Here is a 25,730-nt window from a genome sequence, read left to right as displayed (position 1 = left end):
CGGCGCCACAGGCTCCCGGCCGGTCATCGTCGGTCCCGGTCTTTCAAGGATGAGGAATGTCATGCGTGTCAATGTGAACGCCGAGCACTGCGTCGGCGCCGGCCAGTGCGTGCTCATCGCGCCGGAGGTCTTCGACCAGAACGACGAGGGAACCGTCATGGTCCTGGTCGAGACCCTGGACGACTCCGCTCAGATCGGCGCCCGGGAGGCGGTCCTCGCCTGCCCGTCGAGGTCCATCTCGCTGTCCGAGAGCTGAGGACCGTACCGGGCGGGTGATCGCACCCCGCCCGCACGAACCCGACCCGGCCGGGTCGACGCACCCCCGGCCGGGTCGATTCGCGTTCCCGGCCGTTCCCTCTCGTCCCGCCACACCGGGTGGCCCCCACGCGGGCGGGACCTTGCGAAGACCGACGTTCCCCTGTCTCTCCGGATACGTGGGTCCCCCACACGGTCGGGACCACGACGCCGAGACGGCAGGACCGCGGAACCCCGGGACGACGGGACGGCGGAGCTCGACGAGCTCCGCCGTCGCGGGCCGCCCGCGCCCCCGAGGTGCCGGTCCTGATCGTCGTCCCGGCCCCGAGCTACTGCCCTCCCCCCTCAAGGGCCGCCCGCACCAGCTCGTCGAGTCCCATCGCGTCGAGCGCGTCGCCGGCGTCCTCATCGGCATCGTCGGCGACGGAGCTCTGCTGGTCACCGGCCAGGTGCAGCAGCGCGTCCAGCACGCCGATCTCCCGCAGCCTCGCCATGGACAGTGACGCGAACAGCGCCCGGACCCGCGCCTCCTCCTCGCCTCCACCGTTCACGCCGTTCATGCCCGAGGCCGCGCCCGTCTCCGGCAGAAGCTGGGCGATCACGTGTTCGGCGAGGGCCTGCGGGGTCGGATAGTCGAAGATCAGCGTGGAGGGCAGCTTCAGCCCCGTCGAGGCCGTGAGCCGGTTTCGCAGCTCGATCGCGCTGAGGGAGTCGAATCCGAGGTCCCTGAACGCCTGGTCGGCGCCGATCACCTCGCGACCCGAGTGCCCGAGGACCATCGCGATCTGATCGCGCAGCACGTCGAGCAGCACACCGAGCCGTTCGGGTCCCGCGAGGACGGCCAGCCTGTCCCGCAGGGCGGACGCCGACCGTGAGGTCTCCTGCGCCGAGCCCTCCGACTCGACCAGCTCACGGTATCCCGGCAGCTCGCACAGCAGCCGGCTGGGCCGTCCCGCCGTGTAGGAGCGGACGAACCGCTCGTGCTCGATGTCGGCGACCACCGCGATCGGCTCACCGCCGGCGACGAGGCCGCTCAACGCGGCGACCGCGAGTTCGGGGTCCATCGGGCGTACGCCCATGCGCCGGGACGCCTCCTGCGCCGCGGCCACCTCCGCCATGCCGCCGCCGGCCCAGGCACCCCACGCCACCGCCGTGGCCGCGGCCCCGCGTTCGCGGCGTCGCTCCGCCAGGCCGTCCAGCACCGCGTTGGCGGCGGCGTAGTTGCCCTGGCCGGGGGTGCCGAGCGTCCCCGCCGCGGAAGAGAACAGCACGAACACCGGCAGATCCATGTCCCGCGTCAGCTCGTCCAGCACGACCGCCGGTGCCACCTTGGCCCGGAACACCGTCTCGAACCGTTCCCTGGTCAGGCCGTCCACCACGCCGTCGTCGACCACACCGGCGGCGTGCACCACACCGGTGAGCGGGAACTCGGCCGGGATGTCGGCCAGCACGGCGGCGAGCGCGTCCGGATCGGCCGCGTCGCAGGCCGCGACGGTCACCCGGGCGCCCAGCTCCGACACCTCGTCGCGCAGTTCGGCGGCCCCGGGGGCCTCCATCCCTCGTCGGCTGACCAGCACCAGGTGCTCCGCGCCGTGCCGGGCCAGCCAGCGGGCCAGGTGTCCGCCGAGCGCGCCGGTGCCACCGGTGATGAGTACGGTTCCCGACGGCGTCCACTCGCCGGGCTCGCCGCTCTGGCCCGCCGGGTCCTGCACCAGCCGCCGGGCGTACGTGCCGGAGGCCCGGACGGCGATCTGGTCCTCGCCGTCCAGACCGGCCAGCACGCTCGCGAGTCGCCGCGCCGCTTCCCGGTCGAACCCCTCCGGCAGGTCGATCAGGCCGCCCCATCGCTGCGGGTGCTCCAGCGCGGCGACCCGGCCGAGACCCCAGATCGCGGCCTGCGCCGGATCGCGCAGGGCCTCGCCGGGCTCGGCCGCGACAGCGCCCCGGGTGAGGCACCACAGCGGCGCTTCGACACCGGCGTCGCCCAGCGCCTGGATCAGCGACGTCGTGAGGGCCAGGCCGTCGGGAAGCACGGTGTTCCCGACGTGCCCGACGTGCCCGACGTTCCCGGCGCCCGCGGGCTCCCGCAACGCCAGGAACGAGACCACTCCGGCGAGCGGCCTGTCGCCGGCGAGCGAGCCCAGCCGCTCCGCCAGCGCGGCCCGATCCGAAGGCACCGCGGCGAGGTCGGCCACCTCAACGCGGACCACGTCGGCACCGAGCGCGTCGATCACCGAGCCCGTCCAGGCGTCGGCGCGCGGTTCCTCGGGCAGCACCACCAGCCACGGGCCGGCCGGACCGGTCCGCGAGCTCCGGCCGGGTGCGGCCGCGCCGTCGCCGGTGAGAGGCTTCCAGGCGATCCGGTACCGCCAGGAGTCCATCGTGTACTTCCGGCGCCGCTCCCGGCGCCACGACGACAGCGCCGGCAGCACCTTGGTCAGCGCGTCGCCGTCCACGTCGAGCCGCGACGCCAGCGCCTTGGAGTCCTCCTCCTCGACGGCCGCCCAGAACTCGGCGTCCACCGGGTCCGCCGTCGAATCCGCCGTGCCGTTCCGGTCCGCCGCGCGGGCCGGGCCCGGGTGACCGGCGTCGGGCCAGAACCGCTCGTGCTGGAACGCGTACGTCGGCAGGTCCACCTGCCGGGCGCCCGTGTCGGCGAGGACCGAGGTCCAGTCGGGGCTCATCCCGTGCACGTGCAGCCGGGCGAGGGCGGTGAGGACGGTCCGGTGCTCGTCTCGGTCCCTGCGCAGCAGGGAGACCAGCTCGGCCTCGGCGGTGACGGTCTCCCGTGCCATCGCGGTGAGGGTTCCGTCCGGGCCGATCTCGATGTAGCGGGTCACCCCCGCCTCGTGCGCCGCCCGGATCCCGTCGGCGAACCGTACGGCGTTCCGCACGTGTGTCACCCAGTAGTCCGGGGAGCACAGCTCGGCCGTGACGGCGCCGCCGGTGACGTTCGAGATCACCGGGATGCGCGGCTCGGAGTAGGAGACGCCTTCGGCGACCGTGCGGAAGTCCGCCAGCATCGGCTCCATCAGCGGCGAGTGGAACGCGTGCGAGACCCGCAGCCGCCTCGTCCTGTGACCGCTGTCGGCCAGTGTGCCGGCCACGTCGAGCACCGCCCGCTCCGCCCCGGCTATCACCACGGATTCCGGGCCGTTGACCGCGGCGACGGAGACCTGCCCCTCGTACCCGGACAGCGCCCGCAGCACCTCCTCCTCGCCCGCCTGGACGGCGACCATCGCGCCGCCGGCCGGAAGCGCCGCCATGAGCGCGCCCCTCGCCGCCACCAGCGCGCAGGCGTCCCCGAGGGACAGCACGCCCGCGACGTGCGCCGCGGCCAGTTCGCCGACCGAGTGTCCGATCAGCACGTCAGGGGTGAGACCCCACGACTCCAGCAGGCGGAACAGGGCCACCTCGACCGCGAACAGCGCCGGCTGTGCCCACCCGGTCCCGTCGAGCAGCTCGGCCTCGGGGGTTCCCGCCGGGGCGAAGAGGATCTCCCTCAGCGGGCGGTCCAGCCTGGCGTCCAGCTGCGCCAGCACGGCGTCGAGCGCGTCGGCGAAGACCGGGAATCTGTCGTACAGCTCGCGGCCCATCTCCGGCCGCTGGCTGCCCTGGCCGGTGAACAGGAACGCCGTCCTGCCCGGTCGCCCGAGAGCGCCGTCGAGCACGTGCGGGGCCGGGGTTTCGTCCGCCGCCGCCCGCAGACCGTCCAGCAGCTCCGTACGGCTGCCGGCCAGGACGACGAGTCGCTGCCTGAAGCTCGACCGGGTGGTGGCGAGGGAGTACGCGAGGTCGGCCAGGCCGAGGTCCGGGTGTTCGGCGAGGTGGTCGAGCAGGCGCTGCGCCTGTGCCCGCACCGCGGCCGGGGTCTTCGCCGACAGCGGGACCGGCAGGAGGTGGGGAACCGCCTCGGCCTGGTCCGCGAGATGTCCGGCGGACGTCCCGTTGAGCGCCGGGGCCGCCCCCGGCGCTTCGCCGAGGTCGGCGGAGGGTGCCCGGTGGAACCCCGATGGCTCGACGGCCTCGGACACCCCGGCGACGTCGGCCGGAGGCGCCTCCTCGATGATCACATGGGAGTTCGTGCCGGTGGCTCCGAAGGACGAGATACCCGCCCGGCGCGGGCGCCCGGAGTCCGGCCACGGCCGCGCCTCGGTGAGCAGTTCCACCGCGCCCGCCGACCAGTCCACGTGCGACGACGGCGCCTGCACGTGCAGCGTCCTCGGCGCCACCCCGTGCCTGATGGCCATCACCATCTTGATCAGTCCGGCGACTCCGGCCGCGGCCTGCGTGTGGCCGATGTTGGATTTGATCGACCCGAGCAGTACCGGCCGCTCGCGGTTCTGCCCGTAGGTCTCCAGCAGGGCCTGCGCCTCGATCGGGTCGCCCAGCCTGGTGCCCGTGCCGTGCGCCTCCACCACGTCCACCTCGGACGGGGTCAGCCGGGCACCGGCGAGGGCGCGGTGGATCACCCTGCGCTGCGAAGGACCGCTCGGCGCGGTGAACCCGTTGGAGGCGCCGTCCTGGTTGACGGCGGAACCGCGCAGGACCGCGAGCACGCGGTGGCCGTTGCGCCTGGCGTCCGACAGCCGTTCGACGACGAGCATGCCGACGCCCTCCGCCCAGCCCGTGCCGTCGGCGGCGTCGGAGAACGCCTTGCACCGGCCGTCCGGGGAGAGCGCCCCCATCTCGCCGAACTCCACGAACCCCACCGGGGTGGACATCACGGTGACGCCGCCGGCGAGAGCGAGCGAGCACTCCCCCGACCGCAGTGCCTGCGCGGCGAGGTGCAACGCCACCAGCGACGAGGAGCACGCGGTGTCCGCGGTCACCGAGGGGCCCACCAGGCCGAAGGTGTAGGAGAGCCGGCCGGAGATCACGCTGGCCGCCTGTGCCGTCTGCGCGTGGCCGTGGTGGTCGCGGGGTGGCCGGTAGTCGCCGCCGGTGGCGCCGACGTAGACGCCCACATCGCCGCCCCGCAGGCCGGCGGGGTCGATGCCCGCCCGTTCGAACGCCTCCCAGGCGGCTTCGAGCACCAGCCGCTGCTGCGGGTCCATCACCATCGCCTCACGGGGCGAGATGCCGAAGAAGCCCGGGTCGAAGTCGGCGACGTCGTACAGGAAGCCGCCTCCGGCCGCCGTGCTGCGGCCGCGTCCTTCGGCGTCCCCGCCGGACAGCGTGGCCAGGTCCCAGCCCCGGTCGGCGGGGAACGCGCCGACCGCGTCCACCTCTTCCGTGACCAGCCGCCACAGGTCCTCCGGCGAGCGGACGCCGCCGGGAAGTCGGCAGCTCATGCCGACGATGACGATCGGGTCGTCCGTGAGCGCGGCCGGTACGAACGCCGGGCTCCCCTCGCCGAGGCCGCCCTCGTCGGGGCTCTCCTCGCCGAGTATCAGACCCACCAGGTGTCCCGCGAGGTCCACCGGGGTCGGGTGGTCGAAGACGAGGGTGGCCGGCAGGGTCAGTCCGGTCGCGGCGTTGAGCTGGTTGCGCAGGTCGACCGCGGTGAGGGAGTCGAACCCGAAGTCGCGGAAGGCCCGGTCGGCCTCGATCTCGGCGCTGTCCGCGTGCCCGAGGACCGAGGCCGCTCTGGCCACGACCAGTTCGAGGACGAGGGGCGTACGCTCGGCCGCGGGCAGCCCGAGAAGACGCTCACGGAGTTCGGCCGCCACGGTGGGCTCGCCGTCGCGGGCGCCGCCCGCCGCCTCGATCGCCTTCCTCGCCTGGGGCAGCTCGTCCAGCAGCGAGGTCGGCCGCAGTGCGAGGAAGGCCGGGGCGAACCGGTCCCACTCCACGTCGGCGACCGTCACCGCACCCTCGCCGTTCGCGACGGCCCGGCCCAGTGCGCCGAGCGCGAGGTCGGGCGCGAGGGCGGGCAGCCCGTTCGCCCGCAGGTGCAGGTCCATTCCTCTGTCCGCGGTCACGCCGCCGTCGGCCCAGGCCGACCAGGACACGGCGGTCCCCACCGCGCCCCGGGCGCGGCGCGCCTCGATCAGCGCGTCCCGCACCGCCTCCGCGGCGGCGGCGGCCCCCCGGCCGGCGACCCCCCAGACTCCGGCGAGCGAGCAGAACAGCACGAACGCGTCCAGCTCCCGGCCTTCCAGCAGGGAGTCCAGGTGGAGCGCCCCCGCGACGTGGGCCGCGGCGGTCTCGGCGATGTGTGCGGGCTCGGTCCCTTCGAGGGTGGCGGCCCCGGCCGGTTCCTCGGCGTAGACGACCGCGTCCGGCGGGAACTCCGCCAGCAGGGCGGCCACGACCTCCCGGTCCGTGAGGTCGCAGTGCCTGATCGTCACCCGGGGATCGGCGTCTGCGGGTTCCGCCCGACCGGTGCTCTCCCGTGGTTCCCCAAGCTCCACCGGGGCGGCGGTCTCCAGCGGTTCCAGGGATTCCCCCCGGCCCGCGAACTCGCCGGCCTCCCCGGTCTCCCCGGTCTGAGCCGGGACCGGACGCCCGGCCAGTACGACCCGGTCGGCGCCCGCGTCGGCCAGCCAGCGGGCGACGCGCTCGCCGGAGACTCCCGTGTCCCCGGCGACCAGCACCGTGCCGCGAGGCCGCCAGGAGCGGTCGGCGTCCCCGGCGGGAGCCGGCACGAGCCTGCGGCCGAACACTCCCGAGGCGCGCACGGCGACCTCGCTCTCGCCGTCGGGACCGCCGGCCAGCACGCCGGCGAACCTGGCGACGGCCCGCCGGTCGAGCTGTCCCGGCAGGTCGATCATGCCGCCCCAGCGCCGGGGGTGCTCCAGCGCCGCCACCCGGCCGAGGCCCCAGACCGCGGCCTGCTCAGGGCTCGGCGGGGCGTCGGACCGGCCCACCGACACCGCGCCCCGGGTGACGCACCACAGCGGCGCGTCGAGACCGGCGATGCCCAGCGCCCGCACCAGCGCGGCCGTGAACGCCAGCCCGGGCAGGCCGCCCTCAGGCAGACCGTCCCCGGTCGGGCTGCCCTCGGACAGACCGTCCCCGGTTAGACCGGCCTCGGTTAGACCGACACCACCTCTCCCGGCGAGTGCGAGCAGGGAGATCACCCCCACCGGCGCCTGGCCGTCAGGAGCATCGAGCAGTTCGGCGAGCCGCACGGGGTCGGCATTCGTGACGTCCACACGTGTCAGCGCGCCGGGGTCACCCAGGGCGGCGCCCACGGCGTCGAGGACCTCCGCCCAGCTCCCCTCCTCGGGCAGGCCCGCCGGCACGGCCACCAGCCACCTCCCCGAAGGGACGGCGGACGGCACGGCGTCCAGGGGCTTCCACGCCACCCGGTAGCTCCAGGAGTCCACGAGGGTGCGCTCGCGGCGCGCGCGGCGCCAGGTCGACAGCGCGGGAAGCACCGTCGACAGCGACTCCGCCTCCAGATCCAGCGTGGCCGCCACGGACGTCAGGTCCGCACGCTCGATCGCGGCCCAGAACTCGGCGTCCACCGGGTCCCCCACCGGACCTCCGCCCCGCACGGCGGCCTCCGGCCAGTACCTGCGGCGCTGGAAGGGGTAGGTGGGCAGGTCGACGCGGCGCGCGCCGCATCCGGTGAAGAGGGACCGCCAGTCCACCACAATCCCGTGGACGTGCAGCCTGGCCAGCGCGTCCACGACCGACGACTCCTCGCCGCGGTCCTTGCGCAGCAGCGGCACGACCAGGGTGCCGGTCTCGGTGTCGTCGGCCGCGAGGCAGTGCTGGGTCATCGCGGACAGCACGCCGTCCGGGCCGAGTTCGACAAATGTGCTCACGCCGGAACCGCGCAGGGTGCGCACGCAGTCGGCGAAGCGGACCGCCTGCCGGGCGTGGTCGACCCAGTAGCCGGGTGAGCAGAGCCGTTCGACGGCGACCGGCTCGCCCGTCAGGCCGGAGACGAGCGGGATGGCCGGCGGTGAGAAGCCGATTCCTCGTACGGCCCGGCGGAACTCCTCCAGCATGGGGTCCATCAGCGGCGAGTGGAACGCGTGAGCGACGGCGAGCCGAGTGGTCTTGCGGCCCTCGGCCGCGAAGTGGGCGGCGATCTCGACGACCGGCCCCTCCGCCCCGGCGATCACCACCGCGGACGGCCCGTTGACCGCGGCGATCGACACCTCGTGCTCGCGTCCGGCGAGCATCGCCACGACCTCGTCCTCGCCCGCCTGCACGGAGACCATCGCGCCCCCGGCCGGCAGCGCCTGCATCAGACGCCCTCTCGCGGCGACCAGGGTGCACGCGTCCGCCAGCGTCAGCACACCGGCGACGTGCGCTGCGGCGATCTCGCCGATCGAGTGGCCCGCCACCAGGTCCGGGCGCAGCCCCCACGACTCCGCCAGGCGGAACAGGGCCACCTCGACCGCGAACAGCGCGGGCTGCGTCCACTGGGTCCGGTCGAGCAGTTCGGCCTCGGCGGAGCCCGCCTCGGCGAACAGGATCGTCCGCAGCGGCTGGTCGAGCTCGACGTCGAACTGCGCGAGCACCACGTCCAGTGCCTGCGCGAACACGGGGAACCTGGCGTACAGCTCCCGGCCCATGCCGGGGCGCTGGGAGCCCTGCCCCGCGAACAGCATCGCCGACCTGCCCGCGACCGCGGTGGCCTCGCCACGCGCTATCTCCGACGTACCGTCCGGGGTGGCCAGCAGCACCGCGCGGTGCCGGAACATCGACCGGCTCGCCAGCGAGTAGCCGACGTCCACCGGGTCGAGGCCGGAGTCGGCGGCCGGCAGCCGATCGAGCTGGGCTCGCAGCGCCTGCCTGGTCCGGCCGGAGACGACCCACGGCACGACCGCGGGAACCCTCGGCCCGCCGAGGGACCGCTCATCGAGGAGCCCTTCGCCGGCAGACCGCTCATCGAGGGACCTCTCGCCGGAGGTCCGCCCGTCGAGAGACGGCTCGCCGAAAGAGCGCTCGTCGGAGAACCGCTCGTCCGGGGGCGCCTGCTCCAGGATGACGTGGGCGTTGGTGCCGCTGATCCCGAAGGCGGAGACACCGGCCCGCAGCGGCCGGTCCTGCCGCGTCCACGGTCTGGCCTCGGTGAGCAGCTCCACCGCCCCGGACGACCAGTCCACGTGCGACGCCGGCACCTCGACGTGCAACGTCCTGGGCAGCAGGCCGTGCCGCATCGCGAGCACCATCTTGATCACACCGGCGACGCCCGCCGCCGCCTGCGTGTGGCCGAGGTTGGACTTGATCGACCCCAGCAGCAGCGGGTGGTCCCGCTCCTGGCCGTACGTCGCCAGCAGGGCCTGCGCCTCGATCGGGTCGCCCAGCGCCGTACCGGTACCGTGCGCCTCGGCCGCGTCGACCTCGGCCGGGGACAGCCCCGCCACGGCGAGGGCCTGCCGGATCACCCGCTGCTGCGAGGGGCCGTTCGGCGCGGTCAGCCCGTTGGAGGCGCCGTCCTGGTTCACCGCGGAACCGCGGACGACGGCGAGGACCGGATGCCCCTCGCGCCGCGCGTCCGACAGGCGTTCCAGCACGAGCACTCCGACGCCTTCCGACCAGCCGGTGCCGTCGGCCGAGTCGGAGAACGCCTTGCACCGCCCGTCCGGGGCGAGGCCGCCCTGGACGCTGAACTCGACGAACGAGTCCGGGCTCGACATCACCGAGACGCCGCCCACCAGCGCCAGTGAGCACTCCCCGCCGCGCAGGGCCTGCGCGGCCCAGTGGAGGGCGACCAGGGAGGACGAGCACGCGGTGTCGACGGTGACGGCGGGTCCTTCCAGCCCCAGCGTGTAGGAGAGCCGTCCCGACATGACGCTCGCCGTGGTGCCGGTGGCCACGTGCCCCTGCACGTCCGCGTCGGAGCCCTTGAGCAGGCCGACGTAGTCCTGGCCGTTGGTGCCCACGAAGACCCCGCCGTCGCGGCCCCGCAGGTCGAGGGGGTCGATGCCCGCCCGCTCCAGCGCCTCCCAGGACGCCTCCAGGACCAGGCGCTGCTGCGGGTCCATCGCGAGCGCCTCACGGGGCGAGATGCCGAAGAACTCGGCGTCGAACTCGGTCGCGTCCCGCAGGAAGCCGCCGACGTTCGTGGACGACAGCCCCGCCGCGAGCGCCTCCAGGTCCCATCCCCGGTCGTCGGGGAACGGGGAGAGGCCCTCTCTCCCGTCCACCAGCAGCCGCCACAGCTCCTCGGGGGAGCTCACCCCGCCGGGGAACCGGCAGCTCATACCGACGATCACGATGGGATCGCCCTCGTCGGCGCGGGCGACCACGGCCGGCGTGCGGGCGGCCGTACCCTCCTGCGACATCGAGCCGAGCAGCTCGGCCAGCAGGAAGTCCGCCAGCGCGCTCGGGGCGGGATAGTCGAACACCAGCGTCGCCGGCAGGGTGAGCCCCGTCGTCGCCGCCAGCACGTTGCGCAGCTCGACGGTGGTGAGCGAGTCGAAGCCCAGCTCCCTGAAGGGGCGGTCCGGTGCGATGCCGTCGGCGTCGGCGTGGCCGAGCACGGCGGCCACGCAGCCGCGCAGCAGGTCCAGGACGGCCCGGCCCCGCTCGGCGGCGGGCAGCCCGGCCAGCCGCCGCCGGAACGCCGGCTCGGTCGTGGCGGCCCCGTCCCCTCCGGCGCCGATCGCCCCCGCGTCCGCCACCGCGGCGGCCGCGGCGACCTCGGGCAGGTCGCTCACCAGCGGGTTGTGCCGGATCGCGGCGAAGGCGCCGACGAATCGGGACCAGTCGACGTCGGCGACGGTCAGCGTCGTGTCGTCCTGCTCGATCGCCTGCCGCAGCGCGTGGATCGCCAGGTCGGGGGACATCATCTCCAGGCCGGCCCTGCGCATCCGGCTCTCCACGCCGGCGGCGTCCGCCGCCATGCCGGCCCCGGCCCACGGCCCCCAGGCGATCGACGTCGCCGCGAGACCCCGTCCGCGCCGATGCTCGGCCAGCGCGTCGAGCACGGCGTTCGCGGCCGCGTAGTTGGCCTGCCCCGGCGAGCCGAAGGTGGCGGAGGTGGAGGAGAACAGCACGAACGCCGGCAGGTCCAGGTGCTCGGTCAACTCGTGCAGGTTGAGCGCGGCGGCCGTCTTCGACCTCAGCACCGACGAGAGGCGTTCGGGCGTCAGTCCGTCGAGTACCCCGTCGTCGACCACGCCCGCCGCGTGGAAGACCGCGCTCAGCGGCCGGTCCCCCGGGATGCCGGCCAGTACGGCGGCCAGCGCGTCGCGGTCGGCGACGTCGCAGGCCACGAGGTCGACCTCGGCGCCGAGGCCGGTCAGCTCGTCCCGCAGTTCGGCCGCGCCCGGGGCGTCCGGCCCGCGTCGGCCGACCAGCAGGACGTGCGCGGCACCCGCGCGGACCGCCCAGCGGGCGACGCGTGCCCCGAGCGCGCCGGTGCCTCCGGTGACGAGTACGGTGCCCGGGCCGATCGGGGCCGTACCCGGCGGGGTGAGCTCCCGCGCGACGGGATTCTCGCCGATCGGGGCGTGCACCAGGCGGCGGCCGTAGACCCCCGGGGTGCGTACGGCGAGCTGGTCCTCGCCCTCGAGGCCGGAGCCCCGGATGCCGGACAGCACGCCGACCAGGCGGGAGATCGTGCCCGGGTCAAGACTCTCCGGCAGGTCGACCAGGCCGCCCCACAGATGCGGCTGCTCCAGCGCCACGGACCTGCCGAGACCCCACACGGCGGCCTGCAGCGGCCGGGACACCCGTTCCGAGCGCCCCACCGACACCGCGCCCCGGGTCACACACCACAGGGGTGCCTCGGCCCTGGCGTCGCCGAGGGCCTGCGCCAGGGTGACCGTGAGCGCCAGACCGGCGGGAACCCCGGGATGGCCGGTGAGGTCGCGCTCGTCCAGGGCGAGCAGGGACACGATCCCGACCGGCCGGGGTCCCGCGGAGCACAGCTCCCGTACCCGTACGGCCAGCGCCGCCCGGTCGTCTTCCCCGACCTCGATCCGGTCGGCCTCCGCGCCCAGCGCGCCCGCCAGCGAGGTCACCCACTCCTCGTCCGCGTACCCCTCGGGGATCACCACGAGCAACCGGGCTCCCGCGTTCGGGGAGGGCGATGCGGGTGGCGACCAGGGCAGCGGCTTCCAGACGGACCGGTACCGCCAGCCGTCCACGGCCGAGTGCTCCCATCGGTGGCGGCGCCACGAGGACAGCGCGGGCAGCAGCGTCTCCAGCGTGCCGCCGTCGACGCCGAGCCCTTCCGCCAGCGTCGCCACGTCACCGCGTTCCACCGCGTCCCAGAAGTCGGTGTCCGCCGCGCCGGAGGACGCCGGTACGGCCGCGGCCCGCGCCTCCGGCCAGAACCGGCGGCGCTGGAAGGTGTAGGTCGGCAGGTCGACCGTCTCGGCGCCGGTACCGGCGAAGAACTCCCGCCAGTCCACGGTGACGCCCAGGGTGTGCAGGCGGGCCATCGCGGCCGTGAGGGGCTGCTCCTCGCCCCGGTCCCCGCGCGCCGTGGGGATCGTCCGGACGTCCGCGCGGTCGGCGAGGCAGTCGGCGGCGATCGCGGTGAGCACCGCGTCGGGGCCGAGTTCGAGGAAGGTGACGACGCCCTGCTCCGCGAGCCGGCGCACGCCGTCGCCGAAGCGGACCGGCCTGCGGACGTGCTCCACCCAGTAGTCGGGCGAGCAGAGCTGCTCCGCGGTCGCCGGCTCGCCGGTCACGTTCGACATGACCGGGATCCGCGGGGGCGCGTACGACAGGCCGCGAGCGACCCGGCCGAAGTCGTCGAGCATCGCCTCCATCCGAGGGGAGTGGAAGGCGTGGGAGACCTGGAGCCGCCTGGTCCTGCGTCCTCCGGCGGCGAGCCGCGCCGCGATCTGCTGGACGGCGTCCTCCTCGCCGGCGACGACGAGAGAGGTCGGGCCGTTGACCGCCGCGATCGACACCTCGTGCTCGCGGCCGGCCAGCAGCGGGAGCACCTCCTCCTCGCGGGCCTCCAGGGCGATCATCGCCCCGCCCGTGGGCAGCGCCTGCATCAGGCGTGCGCGGGCCGCCACCAGGGTGCAGGCGTCCGGCAGCGAGAGCACGCCGGCGACGTGCGCCGCGGCGATCTCCCCGACCGAGTGGCCGGTGAGGTGGTCGGGCAGCACCCCCCACGATTCGAGCAGCCGGAACAGGGCCACCTCGAAGGCGAACAGCGCCGGCTGGGTGTAGCCGGTCTCGTGCAGCAGGGCGGCCTGTGCCGTACCGGCCGGGGCGAACAGCACCTCGCGCAGCGGACGGTCCAGGTCCGCGTCCAGGTGGGAGAGCACCTCGTCGAGCGCGTCCGCGAACGCGGGGAAGCGACCGTACAGCTCGCGGCCCATCTCCGCGCGCTGGCCGCCCTGGCCGGTGAACATGAAGGCGAGGGAGCCGTGGACCGCGCCGCCGTGGATGACGGTCCCCGCGACGCCCCCCGCGACGACGGCGCCGTCCTGCGGCTCCTCCGCCAGTGCCCGCAACCCGTCGACGATCTCCTCGCGGTCCCGTCCGACGAGCGCCGCGCGCCGGTCGAGGTGGGAGCGCGAGGTCGCCAGGGAGAGAGCGACGTCGGCGGGGTGGAGGTCCGGCGACTCCTGGAGCAGCGACAGCAGCCGTCCCGCCTGGTGGCGCAGGGCCTGGTCGTTCTTGCCCGACACCAGCACGGGGACGACGACGGGCGCGGCCTGCCCGGCCCGCGCGGCGACCGGCGGCGCCTCCTCCAGCACCGCGTGGGCGTTGGTGCCGCTGAGTCCGAACGACGACACCGCGGCCCGGCGCGGACGCCCCGCCCGCACCCACTCCCTCGGCTCGGTGAGCAGCTCGATCGCGCCGCTCGACCAGTCCACGTGCGAGGACGGGGCGTCCACGTGCAGCGTTCTGGGCAGCAGGCCGTGCCGCATCGCCATGACCATCTTGATCACGCCCGCGACACCGGAGGCCATCTGGGTGTGCCCGATGTTGGACTTGACCGATCCCAGCAGGAGCGGGCGGTCCCGGTCCTGGCCGTAGGTCGCGAGCAGCGCCTGCGCCTCGATCGGGTCGCCCAGCGCCGTACCGGTCCCGTGGCCCTCCACCGCGTCGACGTCCGCCGCCGCGATCCCCGCGTTGGCCAGCGCCTGCCTGATCACCCGCTGCTGCGAGGGTCCGTTCGGCGCGGTCAGCCCGTTGGAGGCGCCGTCCTGGTTGATCGCCGACCCTCGGACGACCGCGAGGATCGGGTGCCCGTTGCGCTCGGCGTCGGACAGCCGCTCCACCAGCAGCAGGCCGACCCCCTCGGCCAGGCTCATCCCGTCCGCCGAGTCGGAGTAGGCCTTGCAGCGGCCGTCGGGGGCCATCGCCCGCTGCCTGCTGAACCCGATGAAGGCGTCGGGGGTGGACATCACGGTCACCCCACCGGCGAGCGCGAGCGAGCTCTCACCGTCGCGCAGCGACTGGCAGGCCATGTGCAGCGCCACCAGCGACGACGAGCATGCGGTGTCCAGCGTGACGGCCGGGCCCTCAAGACCGAACAGGTACGACACCCGGCCGGACAGCACGCTGGAGATGGTGCCGGTGATCAGATGGCCTTCCAGGCCCTCTCTGCCGCCGGCCATCGCCAGGGCGTAGTCCTGGTAGCTGGCCCCGACGAAGGTGCCGGTCAGGCTGCCGCGCAGCGACGAGGGGGCGATCCCGGCCCGTTCGACGGCCTCCCAGGCCGTCTCCAGCAGCAGCCGCTGCTGCGGGTCCATCGCGAGCGCCTCGCGCGGCGAGATCCCGAAGAAGTCGGCGTCGAACTCCGCCGCGTCGTGCAGGAAGCCGCCCCAGGTGGAGTACGTCTTTCCCGGCCGGCCCGGATCGGGGTCGTAGAGCCCGTCCGCGTCCCAGCCGCGGTCGCCGGGGAACCCGGAGATCGCGTCGACCCCGTCGAGGACGACCTGCCACAGCCGCTCGGGGGAGCGAACCCCGCCCGGGTAGCGGCAGGCCATCCCGATGATCGCGATCGGCTCGTCCGAGGCGGCCCGCGCGGGACCTGCCACGGCGACGGGAACGGCCCGCACCCCGGCGATCTCGGCGCGCAGGTATCCCGCGAGCGCCTCCAGGTTCGGGTGGTCGAACACCAGCGTGCTGGGCAGCGCGAGGCCCGTCGCAGCGGCGAGCCGGTTGCGCAGGTCGACCGCGGTGACCGAGTCGAAGCCCATGTCGCGGAACGCCTGCCGCTCGGCGACGGCGTCGGCCGAGGAGTGGCCCAGTACGGTCGCCGCCTGGCCGCGCACCAGCTCCAGCAGCAGCCGGTCCCGCTCGGACGCGGGCAGCCCGCGCAGCCGGGTGACGAACTCCCCGTCGCCCGCGGCGATCGCCGGACGCTCCGCGGCCTCGGTCAGCCGCCGTACGGCGGGCACCTCGCCGAACAGCCGGCTCGGCCGTGCGGAGGTGTAGACGGGGAAGTACCGCTCCCAGTCCACGTCGGCGATCGCGAGCACGGTCTCCTCGCCGTCCAGCGCCTGCCTGAACCCCTCGAGCGCCAGGTCCGGCTCCATGAACACGAGCCCGCTGCGCAGGATCTGCTCGGGATCGACCCGGCCGAGTTCGCGGTCGTCCGACCAGATGCCCCAGGAGATCGACGTGGCCGGCAGCCCTCTGGCGCGCCGGTTCTCCGCCAGCGCGCCGAGGTAGGCGTTGCCCGCCACGTACGCCGCATGCCGCCCGCTGCCCCACATCCCCGCCGTCGAGGAGAACAGGACGAACGCCTCGACCTCGTCGGCGTCCAGCAACTCGTCCAGGTGCCGGGCGCCGAGGACCTTGGCCCGCACCACCTCGGCGAACGCCTCGACGGTGGTGTCGTTCAGTGTGTGCAGCTCGATGGAGGCGGCGGCGTGCACCACCGTACGGACGACGTGGCCCTCCGCGCGCAGCCGCGCGAGCAGGCCGGCGACGGAGTCACGGTCGGACACGTCGCACGCCGTCATCGTCGCGGTCGTGCCGAGTGCGGCCAGCTCCGCCAGCAGTTCGGCCGCGCCGGGAGCGTCCATGCCGCGACGGCTGGTCAGCACCAGGTGCTCGGCCCCCTCGGCCGCGAGCCTGCGGGCCAGGTGGGGGGCGAGCGTTCCCGTGCCGCCGGTCACCAGGGTGGTCCCGCGTGGCGTCCACCCGCGCGCCGGTTTCCGGTCGGCCGCCGGTGCTGGCACCACCCGTCTGGCGAACACGCCCGAGGTCCTGATCGCGAGCTGGTCCTCGCCGCCACCGCCCGCGAGGACGCTCGCCAGGCGCCGCGCCGCGCGCTGGTCGAGCGTCCTCGGCAGGTCGACCATCCCGCCCCAGCGTCGCGGGTGCTCCAGCGCGGCCGTCCAGCCCACGCCGTGGACCTGCGCCTGGAGGGGGTTGGTCACCTGGTCCGACCGGCCGGTGGAGACCGCGCCCGTGGTGAGGCACCACAGGGGCGCGTCGATCTCCGCGTCGCCCAGGGCCTGCACGAGCGCGACGGTGAGTGCCAGGCCGACGGCCAGCTCCGGGTAGCGGTCGGCGGGCCGCTCGGCGAGGGCGAGCAGGGACACGACGCCGGCGATGTGTTCTCCCTCGCCTGGCGAGGCGTCCGGCCCCCCGGCCGGTACGTCCGGTCCCCCGGCATCGCCAGGCGCCCCGGCCAGGGGGCCGGTCAGCACGCGTGCCAGCAGGGCGCGGTCGGTGCACGACTCGTCGAGCGCGACCCTGCGGACCCGCGCGCCGTGCGCGGTGAGCGCGTCGGCGACGTCGTCACCCTCCAGGCCCTCCGGGGTGACGAGCAGCCACGTGCCCGACAGGGAGGCGGAGGCGAGGTCGGTCACCGGCCGCCAGGCGACGCGGTAGCGCCAGGAGTCCACGGTGGACCGGGCCCGCTGCCGGCGACGCCAGGACGACAGCGCGGGTACCACCTCGGCGAGTGCCCCGGCGCCCACGTCCAGTCCGGAAGCGAGCGAGTCGAGGTCCTCCCGCTCCACCGCCGCCCAGAACCGCTCGTCCGCCGGGTCCGCCGCGCCGGCCGCCGGCGCCTCGGCGCGCTGTATCCAGAACCGTTCCCGCTGGAACGCGTACGTCGGTAGTTCCACCCGGCGGGCGCCCGTGCCGTCGAAGACCGTTCTCCAGTCGACCGGCACGCCGCGTACGAACACCTCCGCCAGGGAGGTGAGGAAGCGTTCCGTGCCGCCCTGGTCGCGGCGCAAAGTCCCGGCGACCACCGCCGAGGTCCCGCCCGCATCCTCGGCCGTCTCCTGGATCGCGCCCGTCAGCACCGGGTGCGGGCTGACCTCGATGAACGCCCGGTGTCCCTCGGCCAGCAGGGACCGCACCGCGGGTTCGAACCGGACGGCTCGGCGCAGGTTGCGGTACCAGTAGCCGGCGTCCAGCTCCGTGCCGTCCAGCCACTCCCCGGTCACCGTGGACAGGAAGGGAACCTCGGCCCGCTCCGGCCGGATCTCCGACAGGGCTCGCGGCAGCTCCTCCTGGAGCCGCTCGACATGGGCCGAGTGCGAGGCGTAGTCGACCGCGACCCGCTTGGCGCGCACTCCCTCCTCGGTCAACCGCTCCGACAGCTCGTCGAGCGCGCCGGGATCGCCGCACACCACGACCGAACGCGGCCCGTTGACCGCCGCGACCGAGATCCGCTCGGCCCAGGGACGCAGCCTCTCCTCGACGTCGGGCAGCGGAAGCGAGACCGACATCATCCCTCCGGCGCCGGCCAGCCGCCGCGCGATGGCCTGGCTGCGCACCGCCACCACCCTCGCGGCGTCGTCCAGGGAGAGCGCGCCCGCCACGCAGGCGGCGGCGATCTCCCCCTGGGAGTGCCCGATCACCGCGTCGGGCTCCACCCCGTGAGCGCGCCACATCGCCGCGAGCGAGACCATCACCGCGAACGACACCGGCTGCACGACGTCCACCCGGTCCAGCGACGGCGCCCCCTCCGTCTGGCGCAGCACGTCGATCAGCGACCAGTCGACGTACCGGCTCAGGGCGAGGGCGCACTCGGCGACGCGTTCGGCGAACACCGGGGACTGCTCAAGCAGCCGGGCGCCCATACCGGCCCACTGCGCGCCCTGGCCGGGGAAGACGAAGACCGTCTTGCCCTCGGTGTCCGCCACACCCTGGATCACACCCGGCGCGGGCTCGCCCGCGGCCACCGCGCTCATCGCGGCGGAGAGCGACTCGCGGTCACCGCCCACCACGACCGCGCGGTGCTCGAACGCCGACCTCGACGTCACCAGTGAGAAGCCCACCGCGGCCGGATCGAGCTCACCGCGGCCGGCCCCCTGATCGACACCGTGATCGGCACCGTGGTCAGCGACGTGGCCGGTGACGTGCGAGACGAGCCGTCGCGCCTGCGCGCGCAGCGCCTCCGCCGTCCTGCCCGACACCACCCACGGCACCGCGCCGAGAACGGGAGCGGGAACGCGGCCGGATTCCGCGGCCGCGGAATCCGCACGGTCGTCGGGACCGGCGAGCGCGACCTCGCCGACCGGCTCCTCCGCGTCCGGCGCCTGTTCGAGGATCGTGTGGGCGTTCGTGCCGCTGATCCCGAAGGAGGACACGGCGGCCCGGCGCGGCCTTCCGGTCTCCGGCCACGGGATGGCCTCGGTCAGCGGCTCGACCGCGCCCGCCGTCCAGTCCACGTGGGACGACGGCGTGCCCACGTGCAACGTCCTGGGCAGCGTCCCGTGCCGCATCGCCATGACCATCTTGATCACGCTGGCCACGCCCGCCGCGGACTGGGTGTGGCCGATGTTCGACTTGACCGACCCGAGCAGCAGCGGCCGCTCCCTGTCCTGCCCGTACGTGGCGAGGAGTGCCTGGGCCTCGATGGGGTCGCCCAGGCCGGTCCCCGTGCCGTGCGCGTCGATCGCGTCGACCTCGGCCGCCGACAGCCGCGCGCCCGCGAGCGCCCTGCGGATCACCCGCTGCTGTGAGGGACCGTTCGGCGCGGTCAGCCCGTTGGACGCGCCGTCCTGGTTGATCGCGGAACCGCGCACCACCGCGAGGACCGGGTGACCGTTGCGCCGCGCGTCCGACAGCCGCTCCACCAGGAGCAGGCCGACCCCCTCGGCCAGGCTCATCCCGTCCGCCGAGTCGGAGAACGCCTTGCACCGGCCGTCGGCGGCGAGCGCCCGCTGGCGGCTGAACGCCACGAAGGCCGCCGGAGTGGTCATCACCGTCACGCCGCCCGCCAGGGCGAGCGAGCTCTCACCCTCGCGCAGCGACTGGCAGGCCAGATGCAGCGCCACCAGCGACGACGAGCACGCCGTGTCGACCGTGACCGCGGGACCTTCCAGGCCCAGTACGTACGACAGCCGGCCCGACAGCACGCTCGGGATGGTGCCGGTGACCTGGTGCCCCTCGGCGTCGGCGGAGTCCGAGCCGTACTCCTGGTAGCTGGAGCCGATGAACGTGCCTGTGGAGTGGCCGCGCAGCGTGACGGGATCGATGCCGGCCCGCTCGATGGCCTCCCACGCGGTCTCCAGCAGCAGCCGCTGCTGCGGGTCCATGGTCAGCGCCTCGCGCGGTGAGATACCGAAGAACCCGGGGTCGAAGTCGCCGGCGTCGTGCAGGAACCCCCCTTCGACCGAGTAGGTCGTGCCGGAGTGATCGGGGTCGGGGTCGTAGAGCCCTTCCGCGTCCCAGCCCCGGCCCGCGGGGAACCCGGAGATCGCGTCGCCCCCCTCGGTCACCAGTTCCCACAGCTGTTCCGGAGAGGCGACGCCGCCGGGGAAGCGGCAGGCCATCCCGATGATCGCGATCGGCTCGTCGGCACGGACGGCGACGGAGCCTCCGGCTGCGTTCTCGCCGTCCTCGCCGTCCTCCGCGCCCGCGACCCGCGACCGCAGGAACTCCACCAGCGCGGCCGGATTCGGGTGATCGAACACCAGCGTGCTCGGCAACGCCAGACCGGTCACCGCGACGAGCCGCTTTCTCAGCTCCACCGCGGTGAGCGAGTCGAAGCCCAGCTCTCGGAAGGCGCGCCGCTCGGAGACCGTCTCGGCCGAGGCGTGTCCCAACACGGCCGCCACCTCGGCGCGTACCAGGTTCAGCAGCTCACGCCGACGCTCCTTGTCGGTCAGGCCACGTAGCCGCGCGACGAATTCCGGGTCGCCGGAGGCCCCCGGCCCGTCCTCGCTCTCGCGCTGCGTCCTCACCTCCGCGAGCTCGCCGAACAGATTGCTGGGCCGGGTCGAGGTGAAGATCGGATAGAACCGGTCCCAGTCGACGTCGGCGACCGTCACCACCGCGTCCCTGCCGCCGATCGCCCGGTTCAGCTCGCCGACCGCGATGTCGGGGGGCAGCAGGGCCAGGCCGCGCCTGCGCAGGTAACCGGCCATGCCCCCCTCCGCGGCCATGCCCCCGGCGCCCCCGGCGCCCCCGGCGTTCCCCTGCCCGGCCGTGTCACCCGCCGCAACCGTGTTTCCCGGCGCGGCAGCGTCTCCCGCGCTGTCCCCCGCGCTGTCTCCTGCGGTGTCCCTCGCGAGGTCCCCCGCGACGGCCATGCCCGCTTCCGCCCACGCGCCCCAGGCCACCGACGTCGCGGCGAGACCTCGGGCGTGCCGGTGCTCGGCCAGCGCGTCGAGGTAGGCGTTGGCCGCCGCGTAGGCGCCCTGCCCCGCGCTGCCCCACACCCCGGCGATCGAGGAGAACAGCACGAAGAAGTCGAGCTCGCGATCCCCGAGCAGGTCGTCCAGGTTGGCGGCACCGGCCACCTTCGCCGTCGTCACCTCGGCGAGGGACGCGACGTCCGCCCGCTCAAGGGGTGCGACGGCCTGCCCCACCCCGGCCGCGTGGACGACCCCGGTGAGCGGGTGCTCGGCCGGGATCGTGGCGAGCAGGGCGGCGAGCGCGTCGCGGTCGGCCACGTCACAGGCGGCGACGCTCACCTCGGCACCCAGCGCGAGCAGCTCGTCGCGCAGCTCCGGCGCCCCGGGGGCGTCCATGCCGCGCCGGCCGGTCAGCACGAGACGCGTGACGCCGCCGCGTACCAGCCACCGCGCGGTGGCCGCGCCGAGGGCGCCGGTCCCGCCGGTGATCAGCACCGTGCCACCGGAGCCCAACCCGGCGGGTCCGGAACCCGACACCCCACCGCCGGAACCCGACACGACAGCACCGGAACCCGACGCCGTATCACCGGAACCCGACACGAGGGCACCGGAACCCGACGCCGCACCGCCGGAACCCCGCACGGCGGCACCGGTCGAACCGGCCTGGCCGAACGCGGCGGGGTGACGCCGCAACCGCCGCCCGAACACGCCCGACGCCCGCACCGCCACCTGGTCCTCGCCGTCCAGGCCCGCCAGCACGCTCGCCAGCCCCTGGGCGCAACGCCCCTCGACGACCTCGGGCAGGTCGACCAGACCGCCCCAGCGTTCCGGATGCTCCAGGGCCGCGACCCGGCCCATGCCCCACACCTGCGCCTGCACAGGACGGGTCACCCCATCGCCAGGAGCCGCGGACACGGCGCCACGGGTGACACACCACAGCGGCGCGCCGATCTCCGCGTCGCCGAGTGCCCTCAGGAGCACGACCGTGAGCGCGAGACCGCTCGGCACCGCCCCGCCGTCCGCGACGGGCGCCTCCGCGGACGCGAGCATCGACACCACACCGGAGATCTCGCCCAGTTCCCCGAGCCGGGCCGCGAGCGACGCGGGGTCGGTGTCCGTCCCCTCCAGCACAAGCCGCTCCACCCGTGCCCCGTGACCCTCCAGCGCGGCGACCACGTCGCCGTCCTGAATCCCGTCGGCGGTCACGACCAGCCAGGTGCCCGCCAGCACGGCGAGAGGGGGCGTACGGCGGGGCTTCCACTCCACCCGGTAGCGCCAGGAGTCGAGCGTCACCACCTCGCTCCGGCTCCGCCGCCACGACGACAGGGCCGGGAGCAGGGCGTCCAGCGAGGCGGCGTGCTCGTCGCGCAGGCCGAGGATCGCGGCCACGTCCCCGGCGTCACCGCGCCCGACCGCGTCCCAGAGCCGCGCGTCGGCCGGATCGGCGACCGCCTCGTTCGCGACGGGCGGCGGCTCCGGCCAGAACGACTCGTGCTGGAACGCGTACGTCGGCAGGTCCACCCGGCGGGCCCCGCGCAGCAGGGCCGGCCAGTCGACGCGCACGCCGTTCACGTGCAGCTCGGCCAGCGCGGTCATGAGCGCGGCGCTCTCGCCGCGGTCGCCGCGCAGCACGGGCAGCAACAGGGCTTCGGCCTCCTCGGGGAGGGCGTCCTGGGCCATCGCGGTCAGCACGCCGTCCGGCCCGATCTCCAGGAACGCGGTCACGCCCGTCCCGTGCAGTTCCCGCACGCCGTCGCGGAACCGGACGGTCTCCCGCACGTGCCGCACCCAGTAGTCGGGGGAGCACACCTCGTCCGTGACGAACCCGCCGGTCACGTTGGAGATCATCGGGATTCGAGGGGGTGCGTACGACACCGTCTCGGCGACCGCCCTGAACTCCGCGAGCATCGGCTCCATCAACGGGGAGTGGAACGCGTGCGACACCCGCAGCCGCTTGGTCCTGCGCCCCTGGGCGGCCAACCCGGCGGCGACCTCCAGCACCGCGGCCTCGACCCCGGAGATCACCACCGACGCGGGGCCGTTCACCGCCGCGACGGACACCTCGTCCTCGCGCCCGGCCAGCGCCTGACGGATCTCCTCCTCACTCGCCTGGATCGCCACCATCGCGCCACCGGCGGGGAGCGCCTGCATCAACCGGCCCCGCGCGGCGACCAGCGCGCAGGCGTCCTCCAGTGTCAGCACCCCGGCGACGTGCGCCGCGGCGAGTTCCCCGATCGAGTGCCCCGCCAGCGCGGCCGGGCGTACGCCCCACGACTCCACCAGCCGGTACAGCGCGACCTCAAGGGCGAAAAGCGCCGGTTGCGTGTACGCCGTGCGGTCGAGCAGTTCGGCGTCGAAGAAGAGCGCCTCCCGCAGCGGCCGGTCCAGGTGCGGACTCATCCGGGGAGCCAGCGCCGCGAGCACGCCTTCGAGCGCCTCGGCGAACACCGGGAACCGCTCGTAGGCCTCCAGGCCCATGCCCACTCGCTGGGCGCCCTGGCCGGTGAACAGGAACGCCGGCCTCAGATCGTCCTTGGCCTGGCCTCGTACGACTCCCGGCGCGGTCAGGCCGCCGGCCAGCGCACGCAACCCGGCCAGCGCTCCGGCGTGGTCCTCGGCCCGCACGACGGCCCGGTGCTCGAAGAGGGAACGGGTGGTCACCAGCGAGAACGCGATATCGGCGAGGGACGCCTCGGGACGGCCTTCCAGGTGGGACAGCAGCCGCGCTGCCTGCGCCCGCACCGCCCCCTCCGTCCTGCCGGAGACCGGCAGCGGCAGCGGCAGGCCCGTCGTCGGCGACCCGGCGGCCGAGGGCGTCTCCCCCTCGGCCGCCGGGGTCACCTCGGCGCCGTCCTGTTCGATGCCCTGCTCGATGATGAGGTGGGCGTTGGTGCCGCTGAAGCCGAACGACGACACGGCGGCCCGGCGCGGGTGACCCGTCTCGGGCCACTCCCGCGCCTCGGCCAGCAGCTCCACCGCACCCGCGGCCCAGTCCACGTGCGAGGACGGCGCGTCGACGTGCAGGGTCCTGGGCGCGACGCCGTACCGCATCCCCATGATCATCTTGATCACGCCCGCGACACCCGCGGCCGCCTGCGTGTGGCCGATGTTCGACTTGATCGACCCCAGCAGCAGCGGCCGGCCCTGCGGCCGGTCCTGGCCGTAGGTGGCGAGCAGCGCCTGCGCCTCGATCGGGTCACCCAGGGTGGTACCGGTCCCGTGCCCCTCCACCACGTCCACCTCGGACGCCGACAGTCGAGCTCCGGCCAGGGCCTGACGGATCACCCGCCGCTGCGAGGGGCCGTTCGGCGCGGTCAGCCCGTTGGACGCGCCGTCCTGGTTCACCGCCGAGCCCCGTACCACAGCCAGCACGTCGTGGCCGTTGCGCCGGGCGTCCGACAGGCGCTCAAGCACCAGCACCCCGACGCCCTCGGCCCAGCTCACGCCGTCCGCGCCGTCCGCGAAAGACTTGCATCGCCCGTCGGCGGACAGCCCTCGCTGCCGGGAGAACTCCACGAAGGCCCCGGGCGTGGCCATCACGGTCACACCGCCGGCCAGGGCGAGCTCGCACTCCCCCGAGAGCAGTGCCTGTGCGGCCAGGTGCACCGCGACCAGCGAGGACGAGCAAGCCGTGTCGACCGTCACCGCCGGACCCTCCAGGCCCAGCGTGTAGGACACCCGGCCGGAGACGACGCTCGCGGCGGTCCCGGTACCCCGATAGCCCTCGAACTCGCCCGCGCCCAGGATCCCGCTGTAGTCGGTGTACATCACCCCGGCGAACACGCCCGTCCGGCTGCCCCGGAGCGTGGCCGGGTCGATTCCCGCCCGTTCGACGGCCTCCCAGGAGGTCTCCAGCAACAGGCGCTGCTGCGCGTCCGTCGCGAGCGCCTCCCGCGGGCTCATCCCGAAGAAGTCCGCGTCGAACTCTGCCGCGTCGTGCAGGAAGCCGCCCTTTCTGGTGTACGAGCTGCCCGCGTGGTCGGCGTCCGGGTGGTAGAGCGCCTCCAGGTCCCAGCCGCGGTTGACCGGGAATCCCGTGATCGCGTCTTGGCCCTCCGCCACCAACCGCCACAGGTCCTCCGGCGAGGTGACGCCACCCGGATAGCGGCAGCCCATCCCGACGATCACGACCGGGTCGTCGGCGACCGGCGTGATCGTCGCCGGAACGGCGACGTCCCGCTCGCCCAGTGCCTCCTCCAGCAGGAACTCGGCCAGCACGGCGGGCGTGGGATGGTCGAAGACCAGCGTGGCCGGCAGGCGCAGCCCGGTCACCGTGTTCAGCCGATTGCGCAGCTCCACCGCGGTCAGGCTGTCGAAGCCCAGCTCCCGAAACTCCCGCCGGACGTCCACCGCCTTCGGCGAGGTGTGCCCCAGCACCAGTGCCACCTCGGTACGCACCAGGTCCACCAGGAGCCTGACACGCTCGGCGGGCTCCACCCCGATCAGCCGTCCCACCAGCGCGCCGTCACCGGCCACGGCCGACGCCATCCCGGACACCGCCGACCTGCGGACCCCCCGCACCAGCCCGCGCAGCAGGTGCGGCACCTCACCACCCGCCCGCACCGCCGCCAGATCCAACCGCACCGGAACCACAGCCGGCCCACCGGAACCGATCGCCGCCTCGAACAACACCACACCCTGCTCCGGCGTGATCGCCGACATCCCCGCACGCGTCAACCGACGCGCCTGAACCTCGTCCAACCCCCCCGTCATCCCCGCGTCCTGCTCCCACGGACCCCACCCCAACGACAACCCCGCCAGCCCCAGCCCGCGCCGATACTCCGCCAACGCGTCCAAGAACGCATTGCCCGCCGCATAATTGCCCTGCCCCGCCCCACCGAACGTCCCCGCCACCGACGAGAACACCACGAACTCCGCCAAACCCTGGTCTTGGGTCAGCTCGTGCAGATACCACGCCGCATCCACCTTCGGCCGCAACACCACATCCAACCGCTCCGCCGTCAACGACGGAATCGTCCCGTCATCCAGCACACCCGCAGTATGGATCACCGCCGTCAACGGATGCGCGGCATCGATCCCGGCCAGCAGCGCCGCCACCTGATCCCGATCGGCCACATCACACGCGACGACCTC

Annotated in this window: 2 protein-coding genes; one reads left to right on the top strand and one right to left on the bottom strand. The window is 74.5% G+C overall.

The window, feature by feature from the left end; all coding sequences use genetic code 11:
* Positions 1-61 precede the first annotated feature (61 nt).
* Positions 62-256, top strand: coding sequence for a ferredoxin (locus tag AB0B96_RS39400; protein WP_362907235.1), 195 nt, complete (start codon positions 62-64; stop codon positions 254-256).
* A gap of 328 nt (positions 257-584) precedes the next feature.
* Here AB0B96_RS39400 and AB0B96_RS39395 read toward each other — a convergent pair.
* Positions 585-25,730, bottom strand: a 25,146-nt coding sequence (locus AB0B96_RS39395; protein ID WP_362907233.1) for a type I polyketide synthase, incomplete at its 5' end; no start/stop codon positions are given.

This window comes from Streptosporangium sp. NPDC049046 (genome assembly GCF_040649155.1).
In the GTDB taxonomy this organism is placed as follows: Bacteria; Actinomycetota; Actinomycetes; order Streptosporangiales; family Streptosporangiaceae; genus Streptosporangium.
This window is presented reverse-complemented; position numbering and strand designations above follow the sequence as displayed.

What these genes read in the sequence shown, in the direction of transcription:
- AB0B96_RS39400 (WP_362907235.1), top strand. Translation starts at nt 62, where the DNA reads ATGCGTGTCAATGTGAACGCCGAGCACTGCGTCGGCGCCGGCCAGTGC.